This window comes from Rickettsia endosymbiont of Nabis limbatus (assembly GCF_965196655.1).
Taxonomy (GTDB): domain Bacteria; phylum Pseudomonadota; class Alphaproteobacteria; order Rickettsiales; family Rickettsiaceae; genus Rickettsia.
In genome coordinates, this window is record NZ_OZ239771.1 from 97,924 (window position 1) to 117,709 (window position 19,786).

Below are 19,786 nucleotides of genomic sequence, written 5' to 3' on the forward strand. Positions count from 1 at the left end.
TTTATATGTCAGAGTATCAAATGCTAATGGTAAGTTTAGATGAGTTAGTAAATGCGGATCATCAATATCGTAAATTCAAAAGTTTATTCAAATTCAAAGCAGTTGAAGCTGAGTTATTAGCATTAGAATGCGAAGCTAATTATAAAGGATATGGTATAGAGAGGCTGTTTAAATGTTTGCTGCTACAATTTATGGAAGACTTATCTGATCGGGAATTAGAACGTTATTTAGCTGATAGCACAGCGGCGAAATGGTTTTGTAATTTTGCTCTTACAGAAAAGACACCTGATTATAGTGTATTTAGTAAAATACGTAAAAAAATAGGTACTAATTTACTATCAAAAATATTTACAAAATTCCGCGATCAACTACGAGTACAAGGCTATATGGGTGAAGTATTTACCTTTGTAGATGCTTCTCATTTAATCTCAAAAGCTAATCTCTGGGAGGAACGTGATAAACTAAGAGCACAAAAATATGATAAATTGAATAATGAGACTTTGCCTAAGGTTGCAAAGGATAAACAAGCCAAAATTGGCTGTAAGGGAGGGAATAAATTTTGGTATGGTTATAAAAAACATGTGAGTGTTGATATTCAATCAGGCATGATCAATAAGGTTGCAGTTACCCCTGCAAATGTTACCGATAGCAAAGGTTTTAAGCATGTTATGCCAAGTTCTGGTGCTACATATGTTGATAAAGGTTATTGTACAATCTCTACCAAGAATGCAGCAGCTAAAAAGGGAGTCCATCTTTGTGCAATAAAGAAAAATAATATGAAAGATAAGAATTTTGACCTTGATAAATATTATACGAAAATCAGAGCACCTTTCGAGATGGTATTTTCAAAAGATAATAAGCGGGTTAGATATATAGGAATTGCCAAAAATCAATTCTCCGAATTTATGAATGCCATATGTTTTAATTTAAAACGATTAGTGGTTTTAACAACTTTAATGGCTTAAAGAAATTTATTAATAAAAATTCTAACTCTGTAAACAAATCTCTATTAAATTACTACACTATTGAATAACATTTATCTCTATATTAAACAGAATTTCTTTTTTAAAATATTTATTACCTCCTTTCCTCTTATTTTACTATCAAAAATTATCTTTCAACGACCCCATAAAGTACTAAGTACTGTTGTCAGAATAATACTATTTGGATTATTTAACAATTTATCCTCAACTAATACTGTAATGGTTGTAGATGCATCTTTTGTTTGAATGATACTCCTCGCAGCAGAGCTACGAGGTATCTATCCAAAAAGTTTTAACTGTTTTTGTTGAAATGCTTTATAAGAAGGTTTGCCTGAACCTTGATTTTTTACATAATTACGTAATTTCCGCTCATCACCATGTTTACATACTGTGCTCATAAAATATCCTTTACTCCAAAACTCACTTCCCCATAATTTTTCTTTAAGATTTGGATATTTACGCGAGTTTCGTATTAAGATGCCTAAATTATAGTTAAGGAATTTGCCACAATCCTGATTTTTTAAGGCTTTTGGGAGATTGGATAAGTTTCATACTGTAATAATTGGAGTCAAAAAAGACAAATTGCTGAAAATTTATGCATTTTAAGCCCATTTTATAACAAAAACAGTATTATCAATATCCACCGTAACCCAGTATTTATCAGCTATACAGCGACTTTATGAATACGAAACTCGCGTGATATTTCTTAAACATTTCCTTAGATGTAATACTTTTTATGATTTGAGTTATTTTTGTTGGGCTATACATTAGTATTGACTGTAGTAAAAAATGTACATGTTCTTTATCTACTCCTATTTCCAAAAATCTAATTTCATAACGAGCTTCTATGTCCTCACAAATTTTACATAAATAATCGTCTAGTTCCTCTTTGAATATTACTCTTCTATACTTTGCCGGTGTTACTAAATGATATATTAGTACTGTGACATTATGACTTTTATATATATAACTGCTTTCTTCCATGCATCTAGTATATCACGAAGCAGACCTTCGGGGAATTAAACCCTAAGAGATTAATACAAAATGCACTAAATCCAATTCGTATAAAAAGCTATAAAACCATTGAAAAACAACTATTTTCATTATTCACTTATGGCTTTGATTTGTAATAGTTGAGATTTTATCTTACATTTAGTAAAATAAATTAATTATTAAATGGAGATAAGAAATGAACTTAAATCAAAAAATAATCAATCACTTTCATCTGAGAGATGAAAGTTTGTTTTATAGCGACTAGAAGTCGCATATCAAGCTAAAGCTTATTCAAGCCGTATGTGAGAGAAATCATGTCTGGTTCATGTACCTCAATATGTCTTTAATCATATAATCGGTACATTACCACTATTAGATCTACAGTCACTGCGTGCACAAACAATTTCTACCACACTGTATGATAAAGACGATAGTAAACTGTTAGGTGATTTCCTGAAGTGTTGAACTCATGGTGCTTATGATGCAATGCATCATGGCGCACATGGCAAGCTAAAGCTTTTCCATCTGGAAGATGGAGGTTTTAACCACCAAAGGGACTATAAAGCCAAAATTAGGATTACTAGAACTCGCTAAGAGTCTTGGTAGCATATCATCAGCATGTAAAGCGATGGGCTATAGCAGAGATAGTTATTACAGATTTAAAGAACTGTATGAAACTGGTGGTGAAGAAGCGTTGTATGAGATTAGCCGGAAGAAGCCAATAATAGCGAATAGAGTTGATCCAGCGATAGAGAAGGCAGTAATGGATATGGCAATAGAATATCCAGCATATGGACAGATTCGAGTATCAAATGAGCTTAAGAAGAGCGGTATACTTGTATCACCTGGAGGAGTGAGATCAATTTGGTTACGTAATGATTTAAACAATATCAATAAAAGGCTTAAAGCATTAGAAGCAAGGATGGCTCAGGATGGTATTGTACTTACTGAATCTCAGTTACAAGTACTAGAGAAACGACGTAGCGAAAAAGAAGCCCATGGCGAGATTGAGACACAGCATTCAGGTTATCTAGGATGCCAAGATACATATTATGTAGGAAATTTTAAGGGTATAGGTAAGGTTTATTCTCAGGTATTTATTGATAGCTATAGCAGAGTAGCTGATGCTAAACTATATACTGATAAAACAGCTTTAACTGCTGCTGATATGCTTAATGACCGCGTGTTACCATGGTATGAAACTCAAGGCATACCAATACTTCGTATTCTGACAGATTGTGGGTCAGAATATAAGGGAAATATAGAGCATCATGCTTTTGAATTATTTCTAAGTATCGAAGGTATAGAACATACTATTACTAAAGCATATTCTCCTCAAACAAATGGTATGTGTGAACGTTTTAATAAAACTATGAAACAAGAATTCTTTGATACAGCTATGCGGAAAAAGATCTACACTGATCTTGATGATTTACAATTAGATCTTGATATTTGGTTAGAGCATTTCAATAATGAGCGACCACATTCAGGAAAATATTATTATGGTAAAACGCCTATGCAAACTTTTAAGGATAGTAAGAAATTAGCTATTGAAAAGAACAATGAAATCTTATATCTTGAATACTCATCTGACAGTCATAATTTATCAGATATTCAGATATAATTTTTATAGTGCCTGTAAGATCAAATCTTGATTTCTACATTTGATTATATTAAAAATGCCTTCTATCAATCTATAATAGCTAAACTCAACTCATAGATACCTTATTACTACCTCCAAAAAAAGAGCTTTTTCACACTCTCAACGCCCCATTACAAAAATTGTAGGGTACTATGCTTCGTAACTTACTAAATCTCTTATAAATTCTATTTTACCAAAAAATATTTCTTCCGAAGCATTAAAATGCACCGAGCCAAAATAACCTTTATAACTTATAAAATCGTTTTTTGTCATATTAACTATTATTGTTATTATTGTCATCCCGTGATGGCATTGCCTGCGTGGATCAAAAAACGTCCTGGATGTCATTCCTACGAAAGCAGGAATCTAGTATAAAGCAAGATAACCTAAGCTTTTAATCTTAAAAATTTGCTGTATTTATGCTTTTTTTTTTCCTGGATTCCTGCTTTCGCAGGAATGACATCGAAACCACGCAACAGTGCCCTCGTGGTAAAGCAAATAGATGACACATTTGTAATCAAAGGTTGAATATACACACCAATTAGTATAAAGCAACTAAAATTAACCAGTTACCAAATTCTTACTTTCAAGATACTCTTTGATCTTCAGCAAATCATACCAAGAGGTGCGTTTTTGGCTAGGTTGTCGAAGTAAATAGGCAGGGTGGAAAATTGCCGTAGTCTGGATAGGAGCGGTTAGATATTTATTGGTGTAAAAATAATATTCTTGTCTAATTTTGGTAATACCGGCATTTTTCCCAAGTAGACTAGTTGCAGCGGTACTACCGACTAAAATAATGAGTTTTGGGTTAACTAAAGCAATATGCTTCTCAACAAAAGGTCTACAAACGTCAACTTCCTCTAAAGTCGGCTGCCTGTTGGCAGGTGGACGCCAAAACACTGTATTGGTAATATAAGCATTATCTTTTCGTGAAATCCCGATTACACGCAGCATATTATCAAGTAAATTACCACTTTCACCGCAAAAGGGTATACCTTTTAAATCCTCATTACTGCCAGGAGCTTCACCTATTAACATAATCTTAGCTGCCGGATTACCATCACCAAAAACAGTATTAGTAGCAAGTTTCTTAAGTTCACAGCCGTTAAAATTTAGTAGAGATTCTTTTAGTTCTGCTATATTATTAGCTTTATCGGCAAGTGATCTTGCAAGACTTATATTATCATGCGTTTTATCATTCATATTGAACTCAATTTCTTTTTGAAGCATAGGTTTTGCTTGTGATTTTTCAACCGGTTTGGTATTATCGCTTGCTTTTAATTTTGGCGGATGCTCTGAGCAATAATATTCAATACCGATTGCATTTAACCATTTAAATGTATCATTCATTATCTTAAATAAAATATGTTAAAATACTCCGTACCTATCGAACTATCTGGCTTAAGGCTTGATAAAGCTTTATCTCAGCTTCTTGAAAATGTATCAAGGAATCAAATCCAAAAAGCAATTAAAAGTTCCTGTGTACAAATTAACAATGTGATTATTCTCGATTCTGATATTTTGGTCAAGGAGAATGATATTATATTATTTTCTTTCAAAGAACCAGAAGAGTTAACAATAGAGGCAGCTGATATAAAACTTGATATAGTTTATGAAGATGAAGATTTAATAGTTATCAACAAAGCTGCCGGTATGACTGTCCACCCAGGAGCAGGACATCATGACGATACGCTTGTTAATGCCCTACTCCACCACACAAGAAATTTATCTGATATCGGCTCATCAGAAAGACCTGGCATAGTGCATCGTTTAGATAAGGACACAACAGGCTTGATGGTAGTTGCTAAAAATAATAAGGCACATATGTTGCTTGCCAATCAGATTGAACAAAGGCAGGTCGTACGGAAATATAAGGCTTTAGTTTGGGGCGTAATTAATCCGCTAGAGGGAACTATTAAGAATAATATAGGTCGTAGTCGAAGCGATCGGCAAAAAATGACAATATTAAAATATGGCGGGAAAGAGGTCGTGACCTACTACAAAACTCTAGAACTATTTTATGGAGGTAGTATTAGTATGGTAGAATGTAAGCTTGCTACCGGCAGAACTCATCAGATTAGAGTGCAGCTAAGCAACCTAAAGCACTCGGTGGTTGGTGATCAAACATACGGCAATAACGATCGAAAAATTAATCATTTACCCTCGGAGCTAAAAGCAAAATTAGTTAATTTTAAACGCCAAGCCCTGCATTCTTGGTACTTAAGCTTTACTCATCCAACCAGTAACGAAGTTATGGAATTTTCTTGCGATTTGCCTGATGATATGGAGGAAATTATAGCTGCCAATACATTGCATAAATTTATTGAGCTTAAAAAACAAGTTCCTTTAGGTAGCGTAGAGGATATTCTAGAGATGAAAAATCTAGGTAGAAAATAATTTCCATGCAATATTCTATACAAGAGTTTCTTAACGAAGGAGCTTATAAATTAAATAAAGTAGGCATTAAATCATCGCAATTAGAAACACGAATTTTATTGCAGCATGCTATAAATAAACCTCATGAATATCTGGTTGTTAATCCTGAAAAACAACTAAACCAGCTAGAAATAGAAACTTTCGAAAAAGCATTAGAAAGAAGGCTAAAGCACGAGCCGATAGCTTATATTTTAGGGACAAAAGAATTCTACTCACATGAGTTCATCGTTAATAAACATGTACTAATTCCAAGAAGTGATACGGAGTTATTGGTTGAAGTATGTATAAAATCGTCATTGCGAGCGACTGCAAGGAGCGTGGCAATCTCGAGAATTCTGCCTGAGATTGCTTCGTCGACACCTATAGTGTCTTCTCGCAATGACGAATATACAAGAATCCTCGAGCTCGGTACAGGAAGCGGCTGTATTGCTATTAGTCTATTGCTTGAGCTACCAAATAGTCAAGTAACTGCAACCGATATAAGCTTTGATGCGATAGAGGTTGCTAGAAGTAATGCAGTAAAGCACAACGTAGCAGATCGCTTAAAGATTATTCACAGTAATTGGTTTGAGAACGTTGAAAAGAGAAAATTTGATTTGATTATTAGCAACCCACCTTATATATCTGAGACCGAAAAATCAGAAATGGCAATAGAGACAATAAATTATGAGCCATATATTGCTTTATTCGCCGAAGAAGATGGTTTGCAGGGCTATAAAATTATTGCAGAGAATGCTAAAAAATTCTTAAAGCAAAATGGTAAAATTATATTAGAACTAGGCTATAAGCAGGCAAAGCAAGTTAGCCAAATCTTTTTAGATCACGGTTATATTATTGATAATATCCATCAAGATTTACAATCACATAATAGAGTAATAGAAATATCTTTAATTCAGCTAAATCGCTCATATGCAAGACGCATCGGGAAGAGCCTGTCAGGAATACAACAAAATTTATTAGATAACGAACTGCCAAAATATTTATTTTCAAAAGAAAAGCTTATTGGTGAAAATTATAACTCCTGTAAAATTAAAAGTAATTATACGAAGTTCAACTTGGAAAAGAGCAAGGAGTCTGTAAGCCGAGGAGCGGAGCGTATAAAAATACGTGAGCATCTGAGGACTTACAAAGAGGACGTAGCCAATTTTTCAAGTTCAACGAGTATATTTCTAGAGATTGGCTTCGGCATGGGCGAGCATTTCATCAATCAAGCTAAAATGAATCCGGATAAGCTTTTTATCGGTGTGGAAGTATATTTAAACGGCGTTGCAAATGTTTTAAAACTTGCAGAAGAGCAAAATATTACAAATTTTTTGTTATTTCCTAACAATCTAGATTTTATATTACATGATTTACCGGATAATAGATTAGACGGAATTTATATTTTATTTCCCGATCCATGGATAAAAAATAGGCAGAAAAAGAAACGTATTTTGAATAAAGAACGCTTAACGATTCTACAAACTAAACTAAAAAATAAAGGTAGCTTGATCTTTGCTTCTGATATTGAAAATTATTTTGAGGAAGTAGTAGAGTTAATTAAACAAAATGGTAATTTTCAAATTACTAATGAGGATAATTATGCAAAACCACACGATAATTATATAATAACGAAATACCACCAAAAAGCTATTAATGAAAGTAGAACACCCCAATTTTTAAAGGCTATATTTTCAAATGTTATTTCTATAAATTGCAGAAGTCAAGATTTGATCTTACAGGCACTATAAAAATTATATCTGAATATCTGATAAATTATGACTGTCAGATGAGTATTCAAGATATAAGATTTCATTGTTCTTTTCAATAGCTAATTTCTTACTATCCTTAAAAGTTTGCATAGGCGTTTTACCATAACAATATTTTCCTGAATGTGGTCGCTCATTATTGAAATGCTCTAACCAAATATCAAGATCTAATTGTAAATCATCAAGATCAGTGTAGATCTTTTTCCGCATAGCTGTATCAAAGAATTCTTGTTTCATAGTTTTATTAAAACGTTCACACATACCATTTGTTTGAGGAGAATATGCTTTAGTAATAGTATGTTCTATACCTTCGATACTTAGAAATAATTCAAAAGCATGATGCTCTATATTTCCCTTATATTCTGACCCACAATCTGTCAGAATACGAAGTATTGGTATGCCTTGAGTTTCATACCATGGTAACACGCGGTCATTAAGCATATCAGCAGCAGTTAAAGCTGTTTTATCAGTATATAGTTTAGCATCAGCTACTCTGCTATAGCTATCAATAAATACCTGAGAATAAACCTTACCTATACCCTTAAAATTTCCTACATAATATGTATCTTGGCATCCTAGATAACCTGAATGCTGTGTCTCAATCTCGCCATGGGCTTCTTTTTCGCTACGTCGTTTCTCTAGTACTTGTAACTGAGATTCAGTAAGTACAATACCATCCTGAGCCATCCTTGCTTCTAATGCTTTAAGCCTTTTATTGATATTGTTTAAATCATTACGTAACCAAATTGATCTCACTCCTCCAGGTGATACAAGTATACCGCTCTTCTTAAGCTCATTTGATACTCGAATCTGTCCATATGCTGGATATTCTATTGCCATATCCATTACTGCCTTCTCTATCGCTGGATCAACTCTATTCGCTATTATTGGCTTCTTCCGGCTAATCTCATACAACGCTTCTTCACCACCAGTTTCATACAGTTCTTTAAATCTGTAATAACTATCTCTGCTATAGCCCATCGCTTTACATGCTGATGATATGCTACCAAGACTCTTAGCGAGTTCTAGTAATCCTAATTTTGGCTTTATTATTTTTTGATTTAAGTTCATTTCTTATCTCCATTTAATAATTATTTGACCAAAAACAAGATTTGTTACAAAAAAAGAAGAGAAGAATTAAATAGAAGAGTAAAAAGTTTACTTGAGCAAAAGAAGCAAGCCGCAAACACAACAAATTAATCTCTTAGGGTTTAATTCCCCGAAGCTCTGCTTCGTGATATACTAGATGCATGGAAGAAAGCAGTTATATACATAAAAGTCATAATGTCACAGTACTAATATATCATTTAGTAACACCGGCAAAGTATAGAAGAGTAATATTCAATGAGGAACTAGACGATTATTTATGTAAAATTTGTGAGGACATAGAAGCTCGTTATGAAATTAGATTTTTGGAAATAGGAGTAGATAAAGATCATGTACATTTTTTACTACAGTCAATACTAATGTATAGCCCAACAAAAATAACTCAAATCATAAAAAGTATTACATCTAAGGAAATATTTAAGAAATATCCAAATCTTAAAGAAAAATTATGGGGAAGTGAGTTTTGGAGTAAAGGATATTTTATGAGCACAGTAGGTAAACATGGTGATGAGCGGAAATTACGTAATTATGTAAAAAATCAAGGTTCAGGCAAACCTTCTTATAAAGCATTTCAACAAAAACAGTTAAAACTTTTTGGATAGATACCTCGTAGCTCTGCTGCGAGGAGTATCATTAATTAATTAATTTATTTTACTAAATGTAAGATAAAATCTCAACTATTACATATAAATAATAAAAAATACTAATCTTATTAGTATTTTTTAGCTGAACCCCGTGGTCAAGCCACGGGTTGACAAGAGGAAAACTGATCTATGCAAGAACGCATAGACGAATTTTTAAGAACGGCTTTGTAGGCTTTGTACTAAAGCATCAAAACCTTGGTCTTTTAAAGTCGAAGTAAAATCTTGTTGTTGAGCACCGATAAGACTTACACCTTCTGTAATAACGTCGGAAACTTTAAATTTTCCATTTTCCATTTTACGCACTAAATATTCTACTTTAATATCTTGTCCTTTATTATTAATATTCATGCTAACCATAGAATCTTTTGGGCTTAAAACACGTACTCCTGTTACTTGAGGTTTTTCACCTTTGTAATCTTTTATCAGATCAGTATAAGCTTTAGTAACATATTTAGAATAAACTTCTGTAAACTTTGCAATTTGTTCATTAGATAAAGTTTGCACCCCATTACGTCCTAATGTATACCTAGCCATCCAATCAAAATCTAGATTATTATGCATTAGTTCATGTGCTTTGGCAACTTTTACATCTTGGGATAAGTTAGGGTTGTTTAAGGTAGTAGAAGCTTCATTTACTAAGTTAGTAACATAATCATTTAAACCCGCAGGTGCATTATCGTCTGCATAAGATGAAAATGTAAAAATCAATAAAAATAAGCTAGTAATAATTTTTTGCATAAGAACCTCTTTTAATTAGAATTTATGTTTTTAGGTTAGGGCATTTAAAGTTTTTGGGATATTGAACAGATGCTTCACGAGCTTGGTGTAATGCCGATCTGATAGTAGCATAAGGGTCTAACGAATTCTTCATAACATAATCACTAAATGATAATACATTATATCTATCATTTATTTTACTAATCGCTAAAACACTTAATTCAAAATCTTTATGGGTATAATACATTAAAGGATTAAGTGCATAATTAGTAAATATTGGGTCAGTCATATCCCTTGCATTAGTACTACCTATTATCGGTAACACCAGATAAGGACCTGGACCTACTCCATAATGTGCAAGAGTATTACCAAAAGTCTGACGATCTGATGTCAGCCCTACTTTACTAGCCACATCAAATAACCCACCAACACCAAGCGTAGTGTTAATAATGAATCGCCATAAGCTTTTCATAGTCTTATCGTAATTAAGCTGCAACCCGTAATTTACAGTAGTAAGAGGCATATCAATATTACCAACAAAACTATTAACCCTTGCTTTCATATAATCATTTGTAAGATTTTTATACCCAACAGCTAAAGGACGTAAGAATATATAATCTAACACTGAGTTAAACGCAAATATTTTACGGTTAAATTTTTCGTATGGATCGTAAACTTCTCGGCAACCATTAATATTACTGCTACCATTATAGGTGTATATGTCATCGTCCACATATTCAAGATCAGCTTTTGCGAATAATGAACATATGATAATCGAAAGTATAATTAGTGTTCTCATGATTTATTTTCAGTTTTCTTATGAAGCTATCTGTAGATATATTTTGATTGATAATTAAAGAGCTTTTTTAGCGAAAATTAATAAGATTTTTGAAGGAATAGTTATTCATATTTCAAAAAAATCTTATAATTTGCAGCAAAAAAGAATTTAATTAGCGTTAAGATATATCTACAGATAGCTTCTTACATACAATAATACCGTATTTATTATTTTCTGCTAGAATTATTTCTTCAGAAGTTAATATAACAAAATTATTTTTTTGTAAAAAATTATTTATTTCATTTAAATTAAAAATAAATTCTTTACGTTTTACTGAAAAGTGCGTATTAGGATTAGTAGGTAAACAAAGAGAAAAATACCCATCTTTATTAAGCGATGAATATATTACATTGAAATATGCAGAAAGATCTTTAGTAAAAGTTAATCCACAAAAGCTTAAAATAATATCAAATTTATTTGAATTTTGTTTTAGAAATTCACTTATGGAAACATTATATATCTGATCATAAATTTTAAGGTTGGCATAATATTCTTCTTGAATATCATTCATTAAATTAGAAATTTCTACAGCTGTTAAAGTAAAGCTCTCCGGAAAACGCTTTTCTAATTCGTATCCGACAAGTCCTATATTACTACCAAGTTCTAGGATAGAATAATCATCTGGCAGGTCAGTTATTTGCTTCAAGCTCTCATTTATAAATCTATAAGGCAAATGAATATTTTTATCATTGTTAAAAATACTTGGATAATTTTTTGCAGTTAAGTCCCTGTATTTTCCCCAAATTTCCACAGGTATTTCGGCAGCATTTTTATAATTTTTTAAAAAATTTATAAAAATTGTTTTATATTTTTCATTTGATTTTTCTAAATATTTTATGGCTTTTGGATAGTCATTTTTTAAAAAATAAGTCCAACCTAATTGGTAATATACTCTAGAATCATTAGGACTAAAAAAGTTATCAACTAATTTAAATCTAAGTAACGCATCGTTTAAATTACCTCTATATAAATGTTCAAGTCCAAGCTCATAATTGGTTTCACTTAAATGATTCATTTTATATTTACAATCATTTAAATATTTTTTAAATTCTAGAATTTTGTTTTTAATAAAATTTGGTATATTTATTATCGTTAAGCAAAAATGTTTGATTTTATCCTTTATTTTACTAAGCATAGCTATTTTTAAATTAAATATTATCCAATATAATAAAGCATATCTTTATAAATTTTTAAATAAAATAATTTTAATATTGATGAAGTTAATATATTATTTCTTTTGGAAAAGTGTTTAATGTCATTCCCAGCAGTGTGTTATTCCTTGGCTTGGAAATTAGATCTGGTAAAATAACTAATTAATTATTAGTATTTTTATTGGCTATATGATTCCGTGGACAAGCCACGGAATGACAATATGGGAGTTTAAGCCATAAGCCTATAATAAAAAACCAAATAATAATCCTAAGTACGGACTAACGTTATGTCAATTATTTCTACTCGATTAAATGCTATAAAACCATCTACAACGCTTGCAGTTGTTAGGAAAACGCTTGATCTTAAAAGAGCGGGCATTGATATTATTGCACTTGGGGCAGGTGAGCCTGATTTTGATACACCTAATAATATTAAAGAAGCGGCTATCAAAGCTATTAAAGATGGGTTTACTAAATATACGAATGTTGAAGGGATGCCAGCTTTAAAAGAAGCAATAAAGGCTAAATTTAAGAGAGAAAACAATATAGATTATGATCTTGATGAAATAATAGTTAGCACCGGTGGCAAGCAAGTTATATATAATCTATTTATGGCATCTTTAAATAAAGGTGATGAGGTTATTATTACTGCTCCTTATTGGGTATCTTATCCAGATATGGTTTTACTTGCTGAAGGTACTCCGGTTTTTGTAAATTGCGGTATTGAAAGTAACTTTAAACTAAGTGGTAAGGCTTTAGAGCAGTTAATTACGCCTAAAACAAAATGGCTTATTATTAATTCGCCTAGCAATCCGACAGGTGCAAGCTATAGCCATTCAGAGTTAGAAAATATTGCTGAGATTTTAAAAAAGCATCCGCATGTAAACGTCATGTCTGATGATATTTATGAGCATATTACTTTTGATGGTTTTAAATTTTATACTTTAGCAGAAATAGCACCTGATTTAAAAGATCGGATATTTACTGTTAACGGAGTATCAAAAGCATATTCTATGACAGGTTGGCGTATAGGTTATGGTGCAGGTTCGAAAGCTTTAATCAAAGCTATGACTATTATTCAGTCACAAAGTACTTCAAACCCCTGCTCAATAAGCCAAGCAGCAGCCGTTGAGGCACTAAATGGCGTGCAAGGTTATATTGTGCAAAATGCTTTAAATTTTGAGAAAAAACGTGATCTTGCTTTGTCGATTCTACAAAGAGTGAAATATTTTGAATGTTATAAACCTGAGGGAGCTTTTTACTTATTTATTAAATGCGATAAGATTTTTGGAGCTAAAACTAAATCAGGCAAAGTAATTAATAATAGTAACGGTTTTGGTGAATATTTACTCGAAGAAGCAAAAGTTGCCGTAGTACCAGGCATTGCTTTCGGATTAGAGGGGTATTTCAGGATTTCTTATGCTACTTCTATGGAAGAGTTGGAAGAGGCTTGTTTGAGAATTGAAAGGGCTTGTAATTCTATAGCGTCATTTCGAGGAGATGTGTAACATCGACGCGACAATCTTATCGAACTTCCTGAGATTGCTTCGTCAAATTACTTTATAATTTTCCTCGCAATGACGTTACAACTACTAAACTAATAAAAAATCAATGCGTAAAGCTTTTAAAAAATTTTTAAAACGTAACAAATTTATACTCAGTTTAATTACTATTTTACTATATTGGTATTTGCGGTTTGTTTATTTCACTTCAAAACAAAAATTTATATTTTACGACAATGGCAATAAAGAAAAGTTTTTAAACGAACAAGGAGCAATTTTTGCTTTTTGGCATAATATGCTTGCATTGAGTCCTGCTATGTTTAAAGGACATAGAGATGTCTACGCATTAATATCTCCGCATTTAGATGGCAAGATTTTAAATGATTTAGTCGGTAAATTTAGCTGCAAAGTTATAGTCGGCTCTAGCAATAAAAATCCGCTTGGAGCATTGCGGAGTATTATCGAAAAGCTTTCTCAAGGTGCAAATGTAATAATTACGCCCGATGGTCCTAAAGGTCCTGTATATAAAGTAAATAGCGGAATTACCGAAATTGCTTATAAATACAACAAAAAACTAATTCCTATCGTTAGCACTACTTCCAGATGTTTTAGGTTAAAAAGCTGGGATAAGCTAATAATACCTTTGCCATTTTGTACGATTAAAATAATAGTAGGGTCACCTTTAAAACTGACAGATAATAAGGTACAAAATCATATGAATCTTGAAAAATATTTAGTTAATTTAACTGAGAACTTAATAAAATGATGCGTTTATATTACTTTTTAAGTTTTTTGTTGTTACCTATTTATTTTATTATAATCTTCATTCGCTTATTAATAGGCAAAGAAGATATAAGACGTGTTAAGGAGCGTTTTGCCATCGGTAAACATAGGCAAGATAATAGATTTTTAGTTTGGATTCATGCGGCTAGCGTCGGCGAATCTATGATTGCTTTAAATTTAGTTGATAATATAAGTAAGCGTTATCCTGATATCCGTTTTTTAGTTACTTCTTGGACACAATCTTCCGCTAAAATATTAAGTAGCAAATTACCTAAAATAGCTATTCATCAGCTACTTCCAATAGATAATATTATTTTCACTAAAATATTTTTAAAAAACTGGCAACCTAACTTAGGTATTTTCATAGAATCGGAATTATGGCCCGCTACTATCAATGAAGCAGCAAAAGAGTGTAAATTACTACTTGTGAATGCTCGTATGTCCGATAAATCCTTTGAATCTTGGAAAAAAAGAAAAGGCTTTTTTCAGCTTATTGTTAAAAATTTTAGTAAAGTTATTGTGCAAAGTGAACGGGATTTACAAAAATTTAATGAGCTTAGAATATCAAACACAACTAATCTGGGTAATATTAAATTTGCCAATGAAAAGCTTCCGGTTAATCAAGAAGAGCTTGTAAAGCTGAGTGAACATCTAAAAGACAAGCGAGTTATTGTATTTGCTAGTACTCATCCGGAAGATGAGGAAATTATTTTACCCATTATAAAAAACTTAAAAAAACAAGTTACAGACTGCTATATTATCTTAATCCCGAGACATCCTGAGCGTATTAAATCAATTCTTGATAACTGCATAGCACAAGATTTATTAGCTACTGCTAAATCACAGAATGACTTACCTGTTTTAACCGATGATCTTTATATAGTTGATAAATTCGGTGAAATGGGTTTATTTTTCTCTGTAGCATCAATTTCATTCATTGGCGGCTCTTTCAAACAAGGCGGGCATAATATTTTAGAAGCGGCACACTTTTCTAATTGTATTATCTTTGGTCCTGACATGAGTAAAAACACTGATATTGCTAAAGGTGTGTTGCAAAGTAAAGCAGCTATTCAAATCAGAAACGATCAAGAGTTATTAAATACACTGGAATATTTGCTTGATCCTAGTAATTCTATAGAGTTAAAAAACTATCAAAAAAATTCACTAAAATTTGTTGAAAGAAATCAAAAAATACTTGATGAATATCTCCAAATAATTACAAAATTTTTCCCACAAATATAACGATAAGTAGAATTTCTAAAAATAATATTTGACTTTTGATTGTTAAATGATTAAATAGCTCTACTTAACTATAAATAGAGGATATTTTATGTGGAGTGCAGCACAATGGGAAAATCATCGCGAACAAGAAAGAGAAAGAGCAAAAATCTACGCTGCTGATGAGCAGCATAGTAGGCAGAGAAATAAATCTTCATCTGGTAGTGATGATGGAGAACTACTTGGGACATTAATAGTAATCGGATGTTATGCAGCATATCAAGGAGCAAAGTTTGCTGGAAAAGCTGCTATAGCAGGCGGGAAAATGGCTGTGGATGGAGGAAAGATAGCAGGTAAAACAGTAATAAATGCTCGTAAATTGCATAAAGGAGAAGTAGAAATTGTAAATACCGATAACCAAGGAAATATTATAGAAAAAGCTCCTGAATATGGTCCTACACTTACTGAATCTCAAGAAAGCCCTACATTTTCTAAAAGAGAAAAAGTAAAAGAATGGATTGGAAAAGGAATTAAAAAGAGTAGATCAGCTAGCGAGCTATTAACAAGTGCTTATAAATTAACTACTAGCACAACAGAAGAAGTTGTTACGGATGCAGGAGATAAAACCAAAGTTATTATTAAACCTAATAATAGTAATACTGTTAATACCGAAGACCATAAGATTAGATGTAGAAGTCAAGATTTGATCTTACAGGCACTATAAAAATTATATCTGAATATCTGATAAATTATGACTGTCAGATGAGTATTCAAGATATAAGATTTCATTGTTCTTTTCAATAGCTAATTTCTTACTATCCTTAAAAGTTTGCATAGGCGTTTTACCATAACAATATTTTCCTGAATGTGGTCGCTCATTATTGAAATGCTCTAACCAAATATCAAGATCTAATTGTAAATCATCAAGATCAGTGTAGATCTTTTTCCGCATAGCTGTATCAAAGAATTCTTGTTTCATAGTTTTATTAAAACGTTCACACATACCATTTGTTTGAGGAGAATATGCTTTAGTAATAGTATGTTCTATACCTTCGATACTTAGAAATAATTCAAAAGCATGATGCTCTATATTTCCCTTATATTCTGACCCGCGATCTGTCAGAATACGAAGTATTGGTATGCCTTGAGTTTCATACCATGGTAACACGCGGTCATTAAGCATATCAGCAGCAGTTAAAGCTGTTTTATCAGTATATAGTTTAGCATTAGCTACTCTGCTATAGCTATCAATAAATACCTGAGAATAAACCTTACCTATACCCTTAAAATTTCCTACATAATATGTATCTTGGCATCCTAGATAACCTGAATGCTGTGTCTCAATCTCGCCATGGGCTTCTTTTTCGCTACGTCGTTTCTCTAGTACTTGTAACTGAGATTCAGTAAGTACAATACCATCCTGAGCCATCCTTGCTTCTAATGCTTTAAGCCTTTTATTGATATTGTTTAAATCATTACGTAACCAAATTGATCTCACTCCTACAGGTGATACAAGTATACCGCTCTTCTTAAGCTCATTTGATACTCGAATCTGTCCATATGCTGGATATTCTATTGCCATATCCATTACTGCCTTCTCTATCGCTGGATCAACTCTATTCGCTATTATTGGCTTCTTCCGGCTAATCTCATACAACGCTTCTTCACCACCAGTTTCATACAGTTCTTTAAATCTGTAATAACTATCTCTGCTATAGCCCATCGCTTTACATTAGTAATCCTAATTTTGGCTTTATTATTTTTTGATTTAAGTTCATTTCTTATCTCCATTTAATAATTATTTGACCAAAAAAATCTTAAAGAAAAATTATGGGGAAGTGAGTTTTGGAGTAAAGGATATTTTATGAGCACAGTAGGTAAACATGGTGATGAGCGGAAATTACGTAATTATGTAAAAAATCAAGGTTCAGGCAAACCTTCTTATAAAGCATTTCAACAAAAACAGTTAAAACTTTTTGGATAGATACCTCGTAGCTCTGCTGCGAGGAGTATCATTTAATTTATTTTACTAAATGTAAGATAAAATCTCAACTATTACAGATTAGACCTCTTATTAATAAACAAAATAAATATTATGGTGAAGTACAAGAAGACACTATAAATACTATGCTGAAATATAAATTTAATGATAAAAAAATTATTGAGGTAACAAAATATAAATCATTTACTATTCCGAGTACCATAACCAGGAGAAAAATTTGAGCTAAATTGTCCTAATGGTGAAAAAATACGTGCAGATGATACTGCTTCTTCAAGTTAACTATTATCTTCAAGTTAACTATGATACGCGAGTTTCGTATTCAAAAAGTCGCTGTATAGCTGATAAACAGTGGGTTACGGGGATATTGATAATACTGTTTTTGTTATAAAGTGAGTACAAAATACAAATTGCTAATTAAAATATGGTATTTATAGTATAAGAAAAAAGTTTATAGGTTATTGAAAAAACTTTAAGAGCAATAACCTATGATAATGGATTTTACAGAAATATTTTGTTACGTCGATGATTTTTTTCAAGAATTAGACAAGCATACAAATTCAATTACTAACCATAACAACAAATCTGGTCCTAAAAGTCGACTTAACAGAAGTGAGGTAATAACAATTATAATAGGCTACTGGCAGTCATCTTATGATTGTTTTAAGAATTATTATCTGAAGCAAATATGGATTTATCATCAAAGAGATTTTCAATTAGTAAGCTATAGTCAATTTATAAAAATAATAGGTCCACATTTACCACTATTAGTACTGATATTCAATTCTATTTTGGATCAGTGTGATGGCCTTTCTTTTGTAGATTCAAGTAGTATAGAGGTATGTAAGAGATACCGTATTTCAATGAATAAAGTGTTCGCCGGCATAGCAGCACGCAGTAAGACAACAAAAGGTTGGTTCTATGGACTTAAACTACATCTAATAATTAATAGAGCCGGTGGTATAGTTAAAGCATCTTTTAGCCCTGGCAATAAGGATGATAGAAAACAGCTGGAACTGATGATCAAAAATCTTTTTGGTAAAGTATTCGGAGATCGTGGTTATATTTCACAACAATTATTTCAACAACTTTTAGAGCAAGGAATTTTTATGGTAACTAGGGTAAAGAAAAATATGAAAAATAAACTTATGTCTATGTTGGATAAAATATTATTGCTTAAAAGAGCATTAATAGAATCTGTGTTTAGTAAAATTAAACTATTGGGGAAGTTTGAGCATTCAAGGCATAGATCAGTTACAAATGCCTTTGTGCATATGGTTGCAGCACTGATAAATTATCAAATGTCTGATAATAAACCTTCTATTACATCTCTCTTGATATGCTAAATCCTATGCTATATTAATTCGAAACTCGCGTTATGATATAAGTGGTAAATTAGTAAAATTAGCTGTACCTAATCAACCTGTAGTTTGTCATAATCCGAGTTATCCTGAACTAATTGCTTATCACAATGAATTATATGTTTTACCGGTAAATAGTGGGCATTATAATTATTTAACATATAAAGTCCATGAAAATGGCGGAGTAGTAGAAATAGGTAATGCCGATCCTGGCTATCACATAGAAGCTATCTCATAGTAACATTAAATATTTAAAATCTGAATATAAAAGGTGGAAAACGACTTCCACTTTTTATATAATTATTCCTAATAAACAAGTACTTTCGTAATTTGCTAACCATAAAATAAAAATTTCTAACCAAATAGCGGATTATTTAATAATTCGCTATTTGCATTATAACTAACTTAACATGAAAATAATAGCCGGCAGTAGTAATAAGCTACTTGCAACACGTTTAGCTATAACGTTAAACATCAAGTATATTGAACCTAAAATCACTTGTTTTAATGATTCAGAAATAAAGGTAGAAATTCAAGAATCGCTACATAATGAAGATATCATCATAGTACAATCTACTTCAAAACCTGTTAATAATCGTTTAATTGAGCTATTTTTACTTGTAGATACTGCAAAAAAAAGCAGGAGCAAATAAAATAATTTTAG

18 protein-coding genes and 3 pseudogenes are annotated in these 19,786 nt (G+C 31.8%); 12 read left to right on the forward strand and 9 right to left on the reverse strand.

From position 1 onward, the window contains the following. Positions 1 to 5 precede the first annotated feature (5 nt). Entirely contained in the window at positions 6 to 965 is a 960-nt protein-coding gene (locus tag ACOAL3_RS00495; RefSeq protein ID WP_419234543.1) for a transposase, read from the forward strand. A gap of 296 nt (positions 966 to 1,261) precedes the next feature. Here the strand turns inward: ACOAL3_RS00495 and ACOAL3_RS00500 are convergent, their stop codons facing one another. Beyond that, complete coding sequence (locus tag ACOAL3_RS00500) at positions 1,262 to 1,462, reverse strand: transposase (RefSeq protein ID WP_419235663.1); 201 nt, start codon at positions 1,460 to 1,462, stop codon at positions 1,262 to 1,264. 226 nt (positions 1,463 to 1,688) lie between these two features. Further along, positions 1,689 to 1,967: pseudogene (gene tnpA / locus ACOAL3_RS00505) on the reverse strand (IS200/IS605 family transposase); the annotation flags it as partial. Positions 1,968 to 2,508: 541 nt separating this feature from the next. Here tnpA (ACOAL3_RS00505) and ACOAL3_RS00510 point away from each other — a divergent pair. Then, positions 2,509 to 3,600, forward strand: a complete 1,092-nt coding sequence (locus ACOAL3_RS00510; RefSeq protein ID WP_419235107.1) for an IS481 family transposase — start codon at positions 2,509 to 2,511, stop codon at positions 3,598 to 3,600. Positions 3,601 to 3,768: 168 nt separating this feature from the next. On the opposite strand, the gene ACOAL3_RS00515 is transcribed toward ACOAL3_RS00510, so the two are convergent. Continuing rightward, entirely contained in the window at positions 3,769 to 3,891 is a 123-nt protein-coding gene (locus ACOAL3_RS00515) for a hypothetical protein (protein ID WP_419235108.1), read from the reverse strand. Between the two features lie 288 nt (positions 3,892 to 4,179). Next, positions 4,180 to 4,968 (reverse strand): uracil-DNA glycosylase family protein, encoded by a 789-nt coding sequence (locus tag ACOAL3_RS00520; RefSeq protein ID WP_395476806.1) that lies wholly within the window; start codon positions 4,966 to 4,968, stop codon positions 4,180 to 4,182. A gap of 15 nt (positions 4,969 to 4,983) precedes the next feature. Between ACOAL3_RS00520 and ACOAL3_RS00525 the strand changes: the two genes are divergently transcribed. Continuing rightward, positions 4,984 to 6,015 carry an RluA family pseudouridine synthase gene (locus tag ACOAL3_RS00525; protein WP_419235109.1) on the forward strand — a complete coding sequence of 344 codons (1,032 nt, stop codon included), beginning with the start codon at positions 4,984 to 4,986 and terminating at the stop codon, positions 6,013 to 6,015. A gap of 5 nt (positions 6,016 to 6,020) precedes the next feature. After that, a complete protein-coding gene (gene trmB / locus ACOAL3_RS00530; RefSeq protein WP_419235110.1) occupies positions 6,021 to 7,784 on the forward strand; it encodes a bifunctional peptide chain release factor N(5)-glutamine methyltransferase PrmC/tRNA (guanosine(46)-N7)-methyltransferase TrmB in 1,764 nt (587 codons plus the stop codon). A 3-nt stretch (positions 7,785 to 7,787) separates the two neighbouring features. Here the strand turns inward: trmB and ACOAL3_RS00535 are convergent, their stop codons facing one another. Beyond that, entirely contained in the window at positions 7,788 to 8,873 is a 1,086-nt protein-coding gene (locus tag ACOAL3_RS00535; protein ID WP_419234789.1) for an IS481 family transposase, read from the reverse strand. Positions 8,874 to 9,052: 179 nt separating this feature from the next. Here ACOAL3_RS00535 and tnpA (ACOAL3_RS00540) point away from each other — a divergent pair, with 179 nt between their 5' ends. After that, positions 9,053 to 9,511: an IS200/IS605 family transposase gene (gene tnpA / locus ACOAL3_RS00540; protein ID WP_419235111.1), complete on the forward strand. Its 459-nt coding sequence runs from the start codon at positions 9,053 to 9,055 to the stop codon at positions 9,509 to 9,511. Between the two features lie 195 nt (positions 9,512 to 9,706). On the opposite strand, the gene ACOAL3_RS00545 is transcribed toward tnpA (ACOAL3_RS00540), so the two are convergent. From ACOAL3_RS00545 to ACOAL3_RS00555, 3 genes are all read right to left on the reverse strand, one after another. After that, positions 9,707 to 10,291, reverse strand: a complete 585-nt coding sequence (locus ACOAL3_RS00545) for an MlaC/ttg2D family ABC transporter substrate-binding protein (protein WP_419235112.1) — start codon at positions 10,289 to 10,291, stop codon at positions 9,707 to 9,709. Positions 10,292 to 10,313: 22 nt separating this feature from the next. Beyond that, entirely contained in the window at positions 10,314 to 11,069 is a 756-nt protein-coding gene (locus ACOAL3_RS00550) for an MlaA family lipoprotein (protein WP_419235113.1), read from the reverse strand. A gap of 157 nt (positions 11,070 to 11,226) precedes the next feature. After that, positions 11,227 to 12,243 (reverse strand): methyltransferase domain-containing protein, encoded by a 1,017-nt coding sequence (locus tag ACOAL3_RS00555; RefSeq protein WP_419235114.1) that lies wholly within the window; start codon positions 12,241 to 12,243, stop codon positions 11,227 to 11,229. A 303-nt stretch (positions 12,244 to 12,546) separates the two neighbouring features. Here ACOAL3_RS00555 and ACOAL3_RS00560 point away from each other — a divergent pair, with 303 nt between their 5' ends. The 4 genes from ACOAL3_RS00560 (at position 12,547) to ACOAL3_RS00575 (ending at position 16,486) form a co-directional block, all read left to right on the forward strand. Continuing rightward, complete coding sequence (locus ACOAL3_RS00560; protein WP_419235115.1) at positions 12,547 to 13,767, forward strand: pyridoxal phosphate-dependent aminotransferase; 1,221 nt, start codon at positions 12,547 to 12,549, stop codon at positions 13,765 to 13,767. Between the two features lie 103 nt (positions 13,768 to 13,870). Then, entirely contained in the window at positions 13,871 to 14,527 is a 657-nt protein-coding gene (locus tag ACOAL3_RS00565; protein WP_419235116.1) for a lysophospholipid acyltransferase family protein, read from the forward strand. Next, positions 14,524 to 15,786 (forward strand): lipid IV(A) 3-deoxy-D-manno-octulosonic acid transferase, encoded by a 1,263-nt coding sequence (waaA, locus tag ACOAL3_RS00570; protein WP_395476815.1) that lies wholly within the window; start codon positions 14,524 to 14,526, stop codon positions 15,784 to 15,786. The genes ACOAL3_RS00565 and waaA overlap by 4 nt, the downstream gene beginning before the upstream one ends. Before the next feature lie 88 nt (positions 15,787 to 15,874). Continuing rightward, positions 15,875 to 16,486 (forward strand): hypothetical protein, encoded by a 612-nt coding sequence (locus ACOAL3_RS00575; RefSeq protein ID WP_419235117.1) that lies wholly within the window; start codon positions 15,875 to 15,877, stop codon positions 16,484 to 16,486. 3 nt (positions 16,487 to 16,489) lie between these two features. Here the strand turns inward: ACOAL3_RS00575 and ACOAL3_RS00580 are convergent. Next, positions 16,490 to 17,540, reverse strand: a pseudogene (locus ACOAL3_RS00580) (IS481 family transposase). An 83-nt stretch (positions 17,541 to 17,623) separates the two neighbouring features. Between ACOAL3_RS00580 and ACOAL3_RS00585 the strand changes: the two are divergent. From ACOAL3_RS00585 to ACOAL3_RS00595, 3 genes and pseudogenes are all read left to right on the forward strand, one after another. After that, positions 17,624 to 17,746: pseudogene (locus ACOAL3_RS00585) on the forward strand (IS200/IS605 family transposase); the annotation flags it as partial. 503 nt (positions 17,747 to 18,249) lie between these two features. Then, positions 18,250 to 19,107 carry an IS982 family transposase gene (locus ACOAL3_RS00590; protein WP_419234519.1) on the forward strand — a complete coding sequence of 286 codons (858 nt, stop codon included), beginning with the start codon at positions 18,250 to 18,252 and terminating at the stop codon, positions 19,105 to 19,107. A 425-nt stretch (positions 19,108 to 19,532) separates the two neighbouring features. Then, a complete protein-coding gene (locus ACOAL3_RS00595) occupies positions 19,533 to 19,775 on the forward strand; it encodes a ribose-phosphate pyrophosphokinase-like domain-containing protein (RefSeq protein WP_395476817.1) in 243 nt (80 codons plus the stop codon). Positions 19,776 to 19,786 lie beyond the last annotated feature (11 nt).

Coding starts and splice junctions, on each gene's coding strand:
- ACOAL3_RS00495 (WP_419234543.1), top strand. CDS start 6: ATGTCAGAGTATCAAATGCTAATGGTAAGTTTAGATGAGTTAGTAAAT.
- ACOAL3_RS00510 (WP_419235107.1), top strand. CDS start 2,509: ATGGAGGTTTTAACCACCAAAGGGACTATAAAGCCAAAATTAGGATTA.
- ACOAL3_RS00515 (WP_419235108.1), bottom strand. CDS start 3,891: ATGACAAAAAACGATTTTATAAGTTATAAAGGTTATTTTGGCTCGGTG.
- ACOAL3_RS00520 (WP_395476806.1), bottom strand. CDS start 4,968: ATGAATGATACATTTAAATGGTTAAATGCAATCGGTATTGAATATTAT.
- ACOAL3_RS00525 (WP_419235109.1), top strand. CDS start 4,984: ATGTTAAAATACTCCGTACCTATCGAACTATCTGGCTTAAGGCTTGAT.
- trmB (WP_419235110.1), top strand. CDS start 6,021: ATGCAATATTCTATACAAGAGTTTCTTAACGAAGGAGCTTATAAATTA.
- ACOAL3_RS00535 (WP_419234789.1), bottom strand. CDS start 8,873: ATGAACTTAAATCAAAAAATAATAAAGCCAAAATTAGGATTACTAGAA.
- tnpA (WP_419235111.1), top strand. CDS start 9,053: ATGGAAGAAAGCAGTTATATACATAAAAGTCATAATGTCACAGTACTA.
- ACOAL3_RS00545 (WP_419235112.1), bottom strand. CDS start 10,291: ATGCAAAAAATTATTACTAGCTTATTTTTATTGATTTTTACATTTTCA.
- ACOAL3_RS00550 (WP_419235113.1), bottom strand. CDS start 11,069: ATGAGAACACTAATTATACTTTCGATTATCATATGTTCATTATTCGCA.
- ACOAL3_RS00555 (WP_419235114.1), bottom strand. CDS start 12,243: ATGCTTAGTAAAATAAAGGATAAAATCAAACATTTTTGCTTAACGATA.
- ACOAL3_RS00560 (WP_419235115.1), top strand. CDS start 12,547: ATGTCAATTATTTCTACTCGATTAAATGCTATAAAACCATCTACAACG.
- ACOAL3_RS00565 (WP_419235116.1), top strand. CDS start 13,871: ATGCGTAAAGCTTTTAAAAAATTTTTAAAACGTAACAAATTTATACTC.
- waaA (WP_395476815.1), top strand. CDS start 14,524: ATGATGCGTTTATATTACTTTTTAAGTTTTTTGTTGTTACCTATTTAT.
- ACOAL3_RS00575 (WP_419235117.1), top strand. CDS start 15,875: ATGTGGAGTGCAGCACAATGGGAAAATCATCGCGAACAAGAAAGAGAA.
- ACOAL3_RS00590 (WP_419234519.1), top strand. CDS start 18,250: ATGATAATGGATTTTACAGAAATATTTTGTTACGTCGATGATTTTTTT.
- ACOAL3_RS00595 (WP_395476817.1), top strand. CDS start 19,533: ATGAAAATAATAGCCGGCAGTAGTAATAAGCTACTTGCAACACGTTTA.